The organism is Pseudomonas grandcourensis (assembly GCF_039909015.1).
Taxonomy (GTDB): domain Bacteria; phylum Pseudomonadota; class Gammaproteobacteria; order Pseudomonadales; family Pseudomonadaceae; genus Aquipseudomonas; species Aquipseudomonas grandcourensis.
The window spans coordinates 5,262,318-5,275,063 of sequence record NZ_CP150919.1 but is presented as its reverse complement, the minus strand read 5'-3'; the positions used below and the strand labels follow the sequence as shown (position 1 = coordinate 5,275,063).

The following is a 12,746-nucleotide window of genomic DNA, read 5'->3' as shown; positions in this document are numbered from 1 at the left end:
TGAGCCTGCTCGCGATAGCGGTGGGCCAGTTACCAGTGATGTCGACTGGAATACCTCTATCGCGAGCAGGCTCACTCCTACAGAGGATTTGTGTATGTCTTGAGGTTTTTCTCAAGGCAAAAAAAACGCCCCGAACCAGTCGGGGCGTTTTCTTGTGCGGCGTTATGGCGGGGTATTACTTACCCTGCCAGCGCTTCAGTACCAGGGTGGCGTTGGTGCCACCGAAACCGAAGCTGTTGCTCATCACGGTGTTGATGGTTGCGTTTTCGCGGGTCTTGGTCAGCACCGGCAGGTCGGCCACTTCAGGGTCCAGCTCGTCGATGTTGGCGGAGCCGGCAATGAAGTTGCCTTCCATCATCAGCATGCAGTAGATCGCTTCGTGAACGCCGGCGGCGCCCAGGGAGTGACCCGACAGGCTCTTGGTGGAGCTGATGGCCGGAGCCTTGTCGCCGAACACTTCACGCACACCTTTCATTTCCGCGACATCGCCGACCGGGGTCGAAGTGCCGTGGGTGTTCAGGTAGTCGATCGGGGTGTCGACGGTGGACAGCGCCTGCTGCATGCAGCGGATCGCGCCTTCGCCACTTGGGGCAACCATGTCGTAGCCGTCGGACGTTGCGCCGTAGCCGACGATTTCCGCGTAGATCTTGGCACCGCGGGCCAGAGCGTGTTCCAGCTCTTCAACCACGACCATGCCGCCACCGCCGGCGATGACGAAACCGTCACGGTCAGCATCGTAGGCACGGGAAGCTTTTTCCGGAGTGTCGTTACGCTTGCTGGACAGGGCGCCCATGGCGTCGAACAGGAACGACTGGCTCCAGTGCTCTTCTTCACCGCCGCCGGCGAAGACGATGTCCTGCTTGCCCATCTGGATCTGTTCCATGGCGGTACCGATGCAGTGAGCACTGGTGGCGCAGGCAGAAGCGATGGAGTAGTTCAGGCCCTTGATCTTGAACGGAGTGGCCAGGCACGCGGAAACGGTACTGCTCATGGTCCGCGTTACGCGGTATGGGCCGACGCGCTTGACGCCTTTCTCGCGCAGGATGTCCAGCGCTTCCATCTGGTTCAGGGTCGATGCGCCACCGGAACCGGCGATCAGGCCGGTACGCGGGTTGGACACCTGCTCTTCGGTCAGGCCGGAGTCGGTGATGGCGTCTTTCATGGCCAGGTAGGCATAAGCTGCCGCGTGGCCGACGAAGCGATAGATCTTGCGATCGATCAGTTCTTCAAGGTTGAGGTCAATGGAGCCGGAAACCTGGCTACGCAGACCCATTTCGGCATATTCCGGGTTGAACCGGATGCCAGGGCGGCTTGCACGCAGGTTAGCGGAGACGGTCTCTTTGTCATTGCCCAGGCAAGAAACGATACCCAGACCAGTGATAACGACGCGGCGCATGCGGATAACCCTTAGAAGTTGTCAGTGGAGGTGAACACGCCGACCCGGAGGCCTTCGGCGGTGTAGATTTCGCGACCGTCGACAGTGACCGAACCGTCGGCGATGGCCAGGTTCAGCTTGCCCTTGAGGACGCGCTTGATATGAATGTTATAGGTGACTTTCTTGGCGGTCGGCAGCACTTGGCCGAAGAATTTCACTTCGCCCGAACCCAGCGCACGGCCACGGCCCGGCAGGCCTTGCCAGCCAAGGAAGAAGCCGACCAGTTGCCACATGGCGTCGAGGCCCAGGCAGCCCGGCATCACCGGATCGCCTTCGAAGTGGCAGGCGAAGAACCACAGGTCCGGATTGATATCCAGCTCGGCGACCAATTCACCTTTGCCGTACTTGCCACCTTCTTCGCTGATCAGGGTGATGCGATCGACCATCAGCATGTTCGGGGCGGGCAGTTGCGCGTTACCTGGGCCGAACAGCTCACCGCGACTGCAGCGCAGCAGGTCTTCCCGGGTAAAGGCGTTTTGTTTGGTCATGCGAGCTCCTCAATAGTCCCATGCGGCAGGTGGGGCAAATCTTCCCGGCCGATCGAAGCGTTCATGCCTCGAACCGGCAGCCTACTCATAGACTATTGCGTTGTGGTGAAAGTCACAGCACAAAGGACATGAATGTACACTTGTGCACTGAAATTATTATTCAAGCCCCTTTTCGGGCCTGTTCGGGTGACTAAGACTGCCGCACTTTCGCCTTTCACGCCAGTCGCAGATGGTCGAAAGGCCTGTACTACTGCACCCAACGCTGCAGAATTTGCTGCAGATCAGTCCGTTTGAACGGCTTGGCCAGGTAATCGTTCATCCCCGCCGACAGGCAGGCTTCGCGGTCGCCCTGCAAGGCGTTGGCGGTCAGGGCGATGATCGGCAGGTCGGTGCAGCCGGGTAGCTTGCGGATTTGTCGGGTGGCTTCATAGCCATCGATGATCGGCAACCGGCAATCCATCAGGATCGCTTCGAAAATCAGGCTCTCGGCACTGCGTACCGCCTGCGCGCCGTCGGCGACGACACTGACCTTGAAGCCCAGGCTGCGCAACATGGCCTCGATGACTGTCTGGTTGACCGGGTTGTCTTCGACCAACAGCACATTGCGCCCTTCGCCGTTGCTGTTGCGCGACTGCGTGCGAGGGGGCAACAGCGGTTGTGTCTGCTGGTGCAGAGCCAGGGGAATTTCCAGGGTGAACACCGAGCCGCGGCCTTCCTCACTCTGCGCGCGCAAAGTACCGCCCATGCGTTCGGCCAGGGTACGGGCAATCGGCAGGCCCAACCCCGTGCCGCCGTAGCGTCTCGAGATGGAACTGTCGGCCTGCTGGAAAGCGTTGAACATCAATTCCAGGCTTTGCGCCGGGATGCCGATGCCGCTGTCGCGCACGGTGCAGGTGAACCACAGCAACTCATGGTCCAGCGACTGCCACTGTGCCTCGATGGTGACGCGGCCCTTTTCGGTGAACTTCAGCGCGTTGCCGACCAGGTTGACCAGAATCTGTCTGATACGTGTCGGGTCGCCCTTGGCCTGCAAGCCGCGCATGTCGTCGGGGATCATCAGTTGCAGGTCCAGGCCGCGTTGCGCGGCGCTGTGCTGGAACGACTGGGCGCAACTGCCGATCAGGTCGGCGAGGTTGAACGGGATGTGCTCCAGTTCCAGCTCCGAACGTTCGATCCGCGAGAAATCCAGGATGTCGTTGATGACCTTGAGCAAGTGCTCGGTGGATTCGGAGGCCAGCGCCGCGTACTCCACCTGTTCCTCGGTCATGTCGGTGGTTTCCAGCAACTGCAGCATGCCCAGTACACCATTCATTGGCGTGCGCAGTTCATGGCTCATCATGGCGAGGAAATCGGATTTGGCATTGTTGGCCTTTTCCGCTTCTTCGCGGGTCTGGATCAACTGCGCCATGGCTTGATGCTGTTCGCGGCTGGCCTGCTCGAGACCGCTGGCGAGGTTGTTGATGTGTTGCGACAGCGCCCCCAGCTCGGTGTCGTCGACAATGGGCAGCGGTGTCTTGTAGTCGCCGTCCTGGATCGCCTTGACCGCATTGCCGATATCACGGATCGGTTGCGACAGGCTGCCGGCCAGACGTCGGGCCACGAGGAAGGTAAACAGCAGTGCAAACAGCGCCAGGATGGCGGCCTTGAGCACGATTTCCTGTTGGCGCCGGCTGAAGGCGTCGTTGGACAGCCCGACGATCACCCGGCCCAGATAGTCCTCGACAGGGGCCGCGGTGGCGGTTTTGCTGCTCTGGAAAAAATCATTGTGCAACGCTATGCGCTGGAGCCGTATCGGTGCCTGGAACACTTCGAGCTGTTGCGCGCGATTGTGGTGTTCGTTCGGTTGTTCGACGTACACCAGAACCCGGTTGGCGCTGTCCTGGATTTCCAGAAAGCTCACGTTGGGCGTGGCCAGCGTCGCCTTGAGCAAGGTTTCGAGCACTTCGATGTTGCCCGAAATCACTCCGTACTCGGTGGCCGGGGCCAGTTGATTGGCGATCAACTGGCCGGTGTGGGTGATTTCCTGACGCAGATCCTGGATGCGCACGAACGTGAAGAAGCTGATCAGCAACAAGGTCAGCAGCAGTGCGGGGCCGAGGCTGATCAGTTGGGTGCGGGTGTTGATGTCCCAGCGACGGCGCAAGCTCATGGACGGCGTTCTCCTTCAGCCAGCAGTGTGGCGACAGACGCATCGTTTATCTGTTCGATACCCAATGAACGCGCCACTTGCGGATTGCTCGCGACCTTGAATCGATGGGGATAGTGCGTGCGCGGCCAGGTGGCCGGTGGCCGGTCGAGCAATTCGTCGAGGACCGCCAACCAGTCGCTTTGATCGCTATAGGTGCTGGCCAGGCTCCCGGCCTTGACGAATCCGGCGTTGGGTCCGATCAGCGCCACTTGCCGCGAGTAGCTGCTCAGCAGCAGGTTCTTTGCGGTTTGCGGGTTGTACAGGTCGGCATCGTCCAGGCCCAGCAACACGTCGCTTTTATTTAGCAATGCCTGCAATGGACGACTGTCGTGAATGTTGTCCCAGCGCTGGGTGACCACCTCAAGATCCAGGGGGAGGGCGGCCTGACGCAGCTCATTCAAGAGGAATTCACTGTGGGTGTCATAGAGCACGCCGATGCGTCTGGCCTGGGGCAACAGGGTGCGGGTCAAGCGCAACTGGCGGTCCAGTGGTGGATCGCTCCATAGCAGGCAAAGGCGCGCCGGCAACGTGTTGTTCAAGCGTTGCCGGGCTTGCAGGCGGCTGATGCGCAATACGAGAGTCGCCGGGCCCTGGGCGTTTTGCAGGCGCCAGTCGAGGCTGGGCAGGTCGAGCAGTATCAAGCGGATGTTTTCCGGCAGCTTGTCCGGTAGTGGCATGTTCGCCACTGTCTGGAATCGTACGTGGTCCCTGGGCCGTAACTCGCTCAGGGTCTGAGCGAAAGCCCGCACGCCGGGATTGTCTTCGGCACCCGTGAGCAAAATGTCGGCCGCCTTCACCGCAAAGCTGCCTGATACGCCGCTGAACAAGAGGCAAAGTACCGCCAGCCACCGGCCCAAGGTCGGCGTTCTCCCGGCCAGACGATACGGCATCTTAATGCTCCAGCTCCGCGCCGATAGCATCGTTGTCCGCAAACGGGTCGTCGGCCGGCACTGGCGAGCTGAGCATCAGCGCCGGTACCCGAGGCGAACGTGGTGAAGGAGAACCCGGAGACACAACACATCCCTGTCAACGATTGATGGCGCGCATGTTAACCGAGCCGAGTGACTTTTCCATTCAGGATGCCCGCATTTTCCTCGGTTTTATTGGTCTTTCTCCCAAGGCCGGCGGTATTTGATGTCGGGGCTGGCCGCCGATGGGCTGCCCCGTATAATGCCGACATCGCCACTGGTATGGATTAACGGATTGCATATGACTGAACAGCGCCCGATTGCGGTCCTGGGAGGCGGAAGTTTTGGAACCGCCGTGGCTAATCTGCTGGCCGAGAACGGGCATCAGGTCCTTCAGTGGATGCGTGACCCCGAACAGGCCGAGGCCATTCGGGTCAATCGCGAAAACCCGCGTTACCTCAAAGGCATCAAGATTCTGCCCAGCGTCACGGCGGTCACCGACCTGCAAGCCACGCTGGATGCCTGCGACCTGTGTTTCGTCGCATTGCCCTCCAGTGCGCTGCGTTCGGTGCTGGTGCCGCACGCCGAACGCTTGACCGGCAAAATGCTGGTGAGCCTGACCAAAGGCATCGAAGCCCACACGTTCAAGTTGATGAGCGAGATCCTCGAAGAGATCGCCCCGCAGGCGCGCATCGGCGTCCTTTCCGGACCCAACCTGGCCCGTGAAATCGCGGAGCACGCGCTGACCGCCACTGTGGTCGCCAGTGAAGACGAAGAACTCTGCCAGCAGGTTCAGGCCGCGCTACACGGGCGCACCTTTCGTGTATACGCCAGCGCCGACCGTTTCGGCGTGGAGTTGGGCGGGGCGTTGAAAAACGTCTACGCGATCATCGCTGGCATGGCGGTGGCGCTGGGCATGGGCGAAAATACCAAGAGCATGCTGATCACCCGGGCATTGGCGGAAATGACCCGCTTTGCGGTGAATCAGGGCGCCAACCCAATGACCTTCCTGGGGCTGGCGGGCGTGGGCGATCTGATCGTGACCTGTTCGTCGCCCAAGAGCCGTAACTATCAGGTCGGTTTCGCCCTCGGCCAGGGCTTGAGCCTGGACGAGGCGGTCACGCGCCTGGGCGAAGTTGCCGAAGGGGTCAACACCCTTAAAGTGCTCAAGGCCAAGGCCCAGGAGGTTGGCGTGTACATGCCGCTGGTCGCCGGGCTGCACGCGATCCTGTTCGAGGGCCGCACGCTGGAGCAGGTCATCGGTCTGTTAATGCGTGGCGAGCCGAAAACCGACGTCGACTTTATTTCCACCAGTGGTTTCAACTAATCACGCTTGCCAGAAAAGCAGGGAGTTGCGCATGAACGATCCAAAAGTAGAAGCCAAGTACGAATCCATCCTGCTGCGGGTGCTGTGGATGATCCTCTTCGTGCTGGTGTGGCAAGTGGCGCAGTTCATCCTCGGCGCCGTCGTGCTGGTGCAGTTGATCTATCGTTTGTTCTATGGCGCTCCAAGCGCCAGCCTGATGAATTTCGGCGACAGCCTGAGCCAGTTTCTGGCGCAGATCGGTCGTTTCGGCAGCTTTCACAGCGACCAGAAGCCCTGGCCGTTCGCCGACTGGCCGACGCCGCGTACACCGGAAGGTGAGGCGCCGCATGTCGTGGCACCGGCACCGCATCCGGCCCGAGATGAGGAACCCAAGCTATGAAACTCTGGGTATTGCGTCATGGTGAAGCCGAGCCTTATGGAACGCGACCTGATTCCGAGCGAGCATTGACCGACCACGGCCGCAAGGAAGTGTTGAGCAGTGCTGCACGGTTGATGGGTGAGCCGCTGACGGCGATCTATGCCAGCCCCTACCTGCGTGCACAGCAGACGGCGCAACTGGTGCGCGAGGCATTGGGCTTCGAGCCCGAGATCCGCACCGTCGAATGGCTGACCCCGGACACCGACCCGGACAAAGTGGCCGAGCAACTCGTATCGGTGAGCAACGTCCTTTTGGTCAGCCACAACCCGCTGGTAGGGCATTTGTTGAGTTACCTGCAACATGGTGCCGGGCATCCGCCGGAAAAAGTCAGCACCGCCGGGTTGGCCGAGCTCAAGGGCGATGAGTTGCTGATCGGGTCGATGAAGCTCGACAGCATCAAGCATCCTTAACACCGCTTTTCTGTGGGATGTCATCACCCGGAAATTTTTGAATGAAATAGTCAACCAAGCACTTGCTTGGTTGGCTACGCTTGCTCCAGACCAAAATCACAGGAGCGAGTCGCATGTCTGCTGCTTTTCGTTTGCCACTGGACGTCTTCTACGAGCGTGAGGCCCGTCATCCCCGCCAGCGCTTTCTGGTCCAGCCTGCCGGCGGCGGGCGTGTCGAGACCTTGACCTGGGCCGACGTCGGTCATCAAGCCCGCTGCGCAGCCCACTGGTTGCGGGCACGGGAACTGCCGCAGGGCAGCCATATCGCCCTGATCTCGAAGAACTGTGCGCACTGGATCATTGCCGACCTGGCGATCTGGATGGCCGGACATGTCTCGGTGCCGTTGTATCCAAACCTCACCGCAGAGACCGTTGCCCAGGTACTCGAACATTCGGAGGCGGCGCTGGCATTCATCGGCAAGCTTGACGACTGGCCAGGCATGTCCCGTGGCGTCAGCGCTGACCTACCGACCATCAGCCTGCCCCTGCATCCTCCCGGCGATTTTGATTTCAGCTGGGACGACCTGCAACGCAACTCGCCCATCCAGGACAATCCCAAACCTGGCGCCGATCAACTGGCGACCATCATCTACACATCCGGCACTACGGGCATGCCCAAGGGCGTGATGCACAGCTTCGGCAATCTGGGGTTCGCCACCACCCGCGGCACTGCGTTGTTCGGCCTCAACGAATCCGACCGGCTATTGTCCTACCTGCCGCTGTGCCACGTTGCCGAGCGGATGTTCGTCGAACTGGCGTCGATCTATACCGGCCAAACGGTGTTTTTCGCCGAGAGCCTCGACACCTTCCTCGCCGACCTGAAGCGTGCGCGCCCGACCGCACTGTTTGGCGTGCCGCGCATCTGGACCAAATTCCAGATGGGCGTGTACAGCAAGATCCCGGCAAAACGCCTCGACTTCCTGCTCGGCCTGCCGATCATCGGCAAACGGGTCGGGCATAAAGTCCTCGCCGGGTTGGGGCTGGATGCGTTGCGCATCGCCTTGTCCGGCGCAGCTCCGGTGCCGCAGACCTTGCTGCAGTGGTACCGCAAACTGGGGCTGGACGTGCTGGAGGTCTACGGCATGACCGAGAGTTGCGGCTACTCCCACATCGGCATGCCGGGCCAGAACAAACCGGGCTGGATCGGCAAGCCGTGCCCGGAGGTAGAAGTGCGGATCGCCGAGACGGGGGAGGTCATGGTGCGCAGTGGCGCGACCATGCTCGGGTATTACAAGGAACCGGAAAAAACCGCCGACACCATTACCGAGGACGGCTTCCTGCGTACCGGCGACAAGGGTGAAGAGGACGCCGAAGGCAATCTGCGCCTGACCGGACGCCTGAAGGAGATCTTCAAGACCAGCAAAGGCAAGTACGTGGCCCCGGCACCGATTGAAAATCGCCTGGCCGTGCATTCGCGCATCGAACAGGTCTGCGTGGTGGGCGATGGCTTGAGTGCACCGCTGGGGTTGTGCGTGTTGTCGGCGGTCGGCCAGCAGGATGCCGGCGGGGCCGCGCGCGCCGGCCTGCATTCGAGCCTGGAAAAACTGCTGGAAGAGGTCAACGGCGCCCTCGACAAGCATGAAAAACTGCGGCGTCTGGTGGTGGTCAAGGACAGTTGGGCCGTGGAAAACGGCTTTCTCACCCCGACCCTGAAGATCAAGCGCAACGTGATCGAAGCGGCCTACGGTGAGCGCTTTGAGGAATGGAGCGAGCGCAGCGAAGCGGTGCTGTGGCAGGATTGCCCCACGAACAAAACCAACGAGGAAACTCTGTGATGAGCCTGTGGCGCACCACCCCGAACATCGAGCGGTTGAACGCAATCCAGAAAAACACCATTGGCGAATTACTGGACATCCGTTTCGAAGCCTTTGACGACGAGTCCCTGACCGCCAGCATGGTCATCGATCACCGCACCCATCAGCCGTACGGCTTGCTGCATGGCGGTGCCTCGGTGGTGCTGGCCGAATCGGTCGGTTCGATGGCCAGCTACCTGTGCATCGATGCCAGCAAATTCTATTGCGTGGGCCTGGAAATCAACGCCAACCATTTGCGCGGCCTGCGCAGCGGGCGGGTGACGGCGGTGGCCAAGCCGATCCACATCGGCCGCACGACCCATGTCTGGGACATTCGCCTGACCAGCGATGAGGGCAAGGCCAGTTGCGTGTCGCGACTGACCATGGCGGTGGTGCCGTTGGGTGAGAATCCGCCGACGCGTTGAACCAAAGCCATAGCTTTGACCGGACTGTCATCATTCCTGTCAGTTACGGTCATTGCTGTAGGACGCGGTCTTGCGGACAATCAACGCCTGTTCTCGCTCATGGATTTGCAGGTATGTCGCAACAGATCTTTTTCGCCCACGCCAATGGTTTTCCTTCGGGGACCTACGGCAAGTTGTTTGCGGCGCTGGCACCCGAGTTTCAGGTGACGCATCTGGAGCAGCACGCCCACGACCCGCGTTACCCGGCGGACGACAACTGGTACAACCTGGTGGATGAGCTGATCCATCACCTGCAACAACAGGCCGAGCCCGTGTGGGGTGTCGGTCACTCCTTCGGTGGCGTGTTGCACCTGCATGCGGCTTTGCGCTGCCCTGAGTTGTATCGCGGGGTGGTGATGCTCGACTCGCCAGTACTGACCCGCACCGACCAATGGGTCATACGGGCGGCCAAACGCTTCGGTTTCATCGACCGCTTGACCCCGGCCGGGCGTACCCTGGGCCGCCGTGAAGAATTCGCCGACCTGGAAAGCGCCCGCAAGTATTTCGCCGGTAAAACCCTGTTTCGCAGCTTCGACCCGGAATGCTTTGACGCCTACCTGCAACACGGCTTGCACCAGGTCGGCGACAAGCTGCGCCTGCGCTTCGACCCGGCCACGGAAATCAGCATCTACCGCGGCGTGCCGCACACCAGCCCGGGCAGCACCCGGCAGTTGCAAGTGCCGCTGGCGGTGGTTCGCGGGCACAACAGCCGCGTGGTGATGCGCCATCACGCCAGTTCGGTCGACCGCCTGCCGCTGGGCGAGTCGTTGACCATGCCTGGCGGCCACATGTTTCCGCTCGAACGTCCCCTGGATACCGCTGACATGCTCAAAGGCCTGTTCCATCGCTGGGGCGGCCGTCGACAGCAGGATTGCGCATGAACCACGTCGTCGAAGAGGTCCGCCTGAGCCTGCCGCACATCGAACTGGCGGCGCACCTGTTCGGTCCTGAAGACGGTTTGCCGGTGATTGCCTTGCATGGCTGGCTGGACAACGCCAACAGCTTTGCCCGCCTGGCACCCAAACTCAAAGGCCTGCGCATTATCGCGCTGGACATGGCCGGCCACGGTCATTCCGGGCATCGCCCGCCGGGCGCCGGTTACGCCATGTGGGACTATGCCCACGATGTGCTGCAAGTCGCCGAACAGCTTGGCCTGCGCCAATTTGCGCTGATGGGGCATTCGATGGGCGCCATTGCTTCGTTGATCATCGCCGGGTCGATGCCCGAGCGTGTCACCCATCTGGCGTTGATCGACGGGATCATTCCTCCTACAGACAAAGGTGAAAACGCTGCCGAGCGCATGGGCATGGCCCTGCAGGCGCAACTGGATCTGCGGGAAAAGCGCAAGCCGGTCTACGACACCCTCGACCGAGCCATCGAAGCGCGCATGAAGGGCCTGGTGGCGGTCAGCCGGGAGGCCGCTGAACTGCTGGCGCAGCGTGGCCTGATGCCGGTGGCGGGCGGTTACACCTGGCGCACCGACAACCGCCTCACGCTGCCATCGCCGCTGCGTCTTACCACCGAGCAGGCCATGGCCTTCGTGCAGCGGATCAAGTGTCCTGCAACCCTGGTGGTCGCTGCCGACGGCATGCTCGCCAAACACCCTGAGTTGCTGGAGCGTCTACCCTTTAGCCGGGAACAGCTGCCAGGCGGCCACCATTTGCACCTCAATGACGAGTCCGGTGCCGATCTTGTCGCAGACTGTTTCAATCGGTTCTTCGCCATTCCTTGACTTGCGCCGGGCAACTGTCGAGGCTTGGCGGGTTGAAAAGGGAGACAACCATGATAGATCTCTACACCGCTGCGACCCCGAATGGCCACAAGGTCTCTATCGTGCTCGAGGAACTCGGCCTGCCCTACACGGTGCATGCCTTGAGTTTCGACAAAAAGGAGCAGAAGTCCGCGGACTTCCTCAAGATCAACCCCAATGGCCGGATTCCGGCGATTGTCGACCGCGCCAACGGCGATTTCGCCGTGTTCGAATCCGGCGCCATCCTGATTTACCTCGCTGAACAGACCGGCAAACTAATGCCATCCGATCCGAAGGGACGTTCACTGGTATTGCAGTGGCTGATGTTCCAGATGGGGGGCATCGGCCCGATGCAGGGCCAGGCCAATGTGTTCTTCCGCTACTTTCCGGAAAAACTCCAGGGCGCCATCGACCGCTATCAGCATGAAACCCGTCGCCTCTACGAAGTGCTCGACACGCGTTTGCAAAGCGTGGAGTTCCTGGCCGGCGAGTACAGCATTGCCGACATCGCCACCTTTCCCTGGGTGCGCGGCTACGAGTGGTCGGGCGTCTCGGTTGAGGGCTTGACGGCGTTGCAACGCTGGATGGCAACCCTGGAGGCCCGGCCCGCGGTGCAGCGTGGTTTGCAGGTACCGAAACGCGCCGATGAAGCCAGTATTATCAAGGGCGCCCAGGCCATGCTGATCCGATGAGTCTATCCATGCGTTCATTCAGTTTGCTGGTGCTGTGCAGTTTCAGTTCCTTGTCGTTCGCCGCCGATGTCCCGGGCAGTCAGGACCTGCCGATAGTGCCGCGCATGGTCGATGCCCAGATTGTCGACTATCGCCCCACCGCCGAACTGGAGCGGATCTACCCGTTGGGCTCGATCCGTAAAATCAGTGGCCAGTTACGCTTCGACGGCCAGGTCAGTGCCCGCGGCAACGTCACTTCGGTGACCTACGAGTTGCCACCGGAGCATTCATCCATCGAGGCGTTCACCGCTGCCCGCGAGGCTTTGCAAAAGCAGGACGCCGGGTTGCTCTTTTGGTGCCAGGCGCGCGATTGCGGCGAAAGCAGTCTCTGGGCCAATGAAGTCTTCGGCAACGCCAAGCTGTACGGCGCCGACGATCAACAGGCCTATCTGCTGCTGCGTCTTGCCGCTCCAAGGGACAACACGCTCGTCGCGCTGTACAGCATCACCCGGGGCAATCGCAAAGCTTACCTGCATGTCGAGCAGTTCGAAGCTTCGGCACCGCTGGGCGAGTTGTTGCCGACCTCCGCGACCTTGCTGCGTGAACTCAAGAGCACCGGCGAGCTCGATTTTTCCACGTTGAACAGCGCACCTGACGAGACCTGGCTACGGCTGATCTCTCGCGGACTGAATCTGGACACCACCTTGCGGGTCAGCATTTCCGGAGCGAACGCCGAAGCCTGGCGTCAGGCACTGATTGCCCAGGGCGTGCGTGCCGCGCGGATGGAAACCGGCAGTGCCGAGGGCTCTGGCCTGCACATCGAGCTATTGCGCTAGGCTGTACCTGGCGAACGTG

The 12,746-nt window shown here is 61.1% G+C and carries 13 protein-coding genes; 9 read left to right on the top strand and 4 right to left on the bottom strand.

Going from position 1 to position 12,746, the window contains the following annotated elements; translation table 11 throughout:
- Positions 1–175: 175 nt before the first annotated feature.
- From fabB to AABM52_RS23555, 4 genes are all read right to left on the bottom strand, one after another.
- Positions 176–1,396, bottom strand: a complete 1,221-nt coding sequence (gene fabB / locus AABM52_RS23570; protein WP_046042997.1) for a beta-ketoacyl-ACP synthase I — start codon at positions 1,394–1,396, stop codon at positions 176–178.
- Between the two features lie 11 nt (positions 1,397–1,407).
- Entirely contained in the window at positions 1,408–1,923 is a 516-nt protein-coding gene (fabA, locus tag AABM52_RS23565) for a 3-hydroxyacyl-[acyl-carrier-protein] dehydratase FabA (protein ID WP_003227150.1), read from the bottom strand.
- A 247-nt stretch (positions 1,924–2,170) separates the two neighbouring features.
- The gene (locus tag AABM52_RS23560) at positions 2,171–4,072 is read right to left on the bottom strand and encodes an ATP-binding protein (protein ID WP_347908346.1); all 1,902 of its coding nucleotides are present in this window, start codon (positions 4,070–4,072) and stop codon (positions 2,171–2,173) included.
- Positions 4,069–5,001 carry an ABC transporter substrate-binding protein gene (locus tag AABM52_RS23555; RefSeq protein WP_347908345.1) on the bottom strand — a complete coding sequence of 311 codons (933 nt, stop codon included), beginning with the start codon at positions 4,999–5,001 and terminating at the stop codon, positions 4,069–4,071. Before AABM52_RS23555 ends, AABM52_RS23560 begins: the two co-directional genes overlap by 4 nt.
- Positions 5,002–5,320: 319 nt before the next feature.
- Here AABM52_RS23555 and AABM52_RS23550 point away from each other — a divergent pair, with 319 nt between their 5' ends.
- The 9 genes from AABM52_RS23550 (at position 5,321) to AABM52_RS23510 (ending at position 12,727) form a co-directional block, all read left to right on the top strand.
- Positions 5,321–6,346: an NAD(P)H-dependent glycerol-3-phosphate dehydrogenase gene (locus tag AABM52_RS23550; RefSeq protein WP_347908343.1), complete on the top strand. Its 1,026-nt coding sequence runs from the start codon at positions 5,321–5,323 to the stop codon at positions 6,344–6,346.
- 31 nt (positions 6,347–6,377) lie between these two features.
- Positions 6,378–6,725 (top strand): DUF4389 domain-containing protein, encoded by a 348-nt coding sequence (locus AABM52_RS23545; RefSeq protein ID WP_056727994.1) that lies wholly within the window; start codon positions 6,378–6,380, stop codon positions 6,723–6,725.
- Positions 6,722–7,174 carry a phosphohistidine phosphatase SixA gene (gene sixA, locus AABM52_RS23540; RefSeq protein WP_347908341.1) on the top strand — a complete coding sequence of 151 codons (453 nt, stop codon included), beginning with the start codon at positions 6,722–6,724 and terminating at the stop codon, positions 7,172–7,174. Before AABM52_RS23545 ends, sixA begins: the two co-directional genes overlap by 4 nt.
- A 113-nt stretch (positions 7,175–7,287) precedes the next feature.
- A complete protein-coding gene (locus tag AABM52_RS23535; protein WP_347908339.1) occupies positions 7,288–8,988 on the top strand; it encodes an AMP-binding protein in 1,701 nt (566 codons plus the stop codon).
- The gene (locus tag AABM52_RS23530; protein ID WP_347908337.1) at positions 8,988–9,431 is read left to right on the top strand and encodes a hotdog fold thioesterase; all 444 of its coding nucleotides are present in this window, start codon (positions 8,988–8,990) and stop codon (positions 9,429–9,431) included. Before AABM52_RS23535 ends, AABM52_RS23530 begins: the two co-directional genes overlap by 1 nt.
- 113 nt (positions 9,432–9,544) lie before the next feature.
- Positions 9,545–10,351: an alpha/beta hydrolase gene (locus AABM52_RS23525; protein WP_347908335.1), complete on the top strand. Its 807-nt coding sequence runs from the start codon at positions 9,545–9,547 to the stop codon at positions 10,349–10,351.
- Entirely contained in the window at positions 10,348–11,202 is an 855-nt protein-coding gene (locus tag AABM52_RS23520; RefSeq protein WP_347908333.1) for an alpha/beta hydrolase, read from the top strand. The genes AABM52_RS23525 and AABM52_RS23520 overlap by 4 nt, the downstream gene beginning before the upstream one ends.
- 50 nt (positions 11,203–11,252) lie before the next feature.
- On the top strand, positions 11,253–11,912 hold the full coding sequence (locus AABM52_RS23515) for a glutathione S-transferase N-terminal domain-containing protein (protein WP_347908331.1): 660 nt from the start codon (positions 11,253–11,255) through the stop codon (positions 11,910–11,912).
- A gap of 8 nt (positions 11,913–11,920) precedes the next feature.
- On the top strand, positions 11,921–12,727 hold the full coding sequence (locus AABM52_RS23510; RefSeq protein WP_347908330.1) for a DUF4892 domain-containing protein: 807 nt from the start codon (positions 11,921–11,923) through the stop codon (positions 12,725–12,727).
- Positions 12,728–12,746 lie beyond the last annotated feature (19 nt).

Bases quoted from the DNA above. Each gene is read 5' to 3' on its own strand.
- fabB (WP_046042997.1), bottom strand. From the start codon at position 1,396: ATGCGCCGCGTCGTTATCACTGGTCTGGGTATCGTTTCTTGCCTGGGC.
- fabA (WP_003227150.1), bottom strand. From the start codon at position 1,923: ATGACCAAACAAAACGCCTTTACCCGGGAAGACCTGCTGCGCTGCAGT.
- AABM52_RS23560 (WP_347908346.1), bottom strand. From the start codon at position 4,072: ATGAGCTTGCGCCGTCGCTGGGACATCAACACCCGCACCCAACTGATC.
- AABM52_RS23555 (WP_347908345.1), bottom strand. From the start codon at position 5,001: ATGCCGTATCGTCTGGCCGGGAGAACGCCGACCTTGGGCCGGTGGCTG.
- AABM52_RS23550 (WP_347908343.1), top strand. From the start codon at position 5,321: ATGACTGAACAGCGCCCGATTGCGGTCCTGGGAGGCGGAAGTTTTGGA.
- AABM52_RS23545 (WP_056727994.1), top strand. From the start codon at position 6,378: ATGAACGATCCAAAAGTAGAAGCCAAGTACGAATCCATCCTGCTGCGG.
- sixA (WP_347908341.1), top strand. From the start codon at position 6,722: ATGAAACTCTGGGTATTGCGTCATGGTGAAGCCGAGCCTTATGGAACG.
- AABM52_RS23535 (WP_347908339.1), top strand. From the start codon at position 7,288: ATGTCTGCTGCTTTTCGTTTGCCACTGGACGTCTTCTACGAGCGTGAG.
- AABM52_RS23530 (WP_347908337.1), top strand. From the start codon at position 8,988: ATGAGCCTGTGGCGCACCACCCCGAACATCGAGCGGTTGAACGCAATC.
- AABM52_RS23525 (WP_347908335.1), top strand. From the start codon at position 9,545: ATGTCGCAACAGATCTTTTTCGCCCACGCCAATGGTTTTCCTTCGGGG.
- AABM52_RS23520 (WP_347908333.1), top strand. From the start codon at position 10,348: ATGAACCACGTCGTCGAAGAGGTCCGCCTGAGCCTGCCGCACATCGAA.
- AABM52_RS23515 (WP_347908331.1), top strand. From the start codon at position 11,253: ATGATAGATCTCTACACCGCTGCGACCCCGAATGGCCACAAGGTCTCT.
- AABM52_RS23510 (WP_347908330.1), top strand. From the start codon at position 11,921: ATGCGTTCATTCAGTTTGCTGGTGCTGTGCAGTTTCAGTTCCTTGTCG.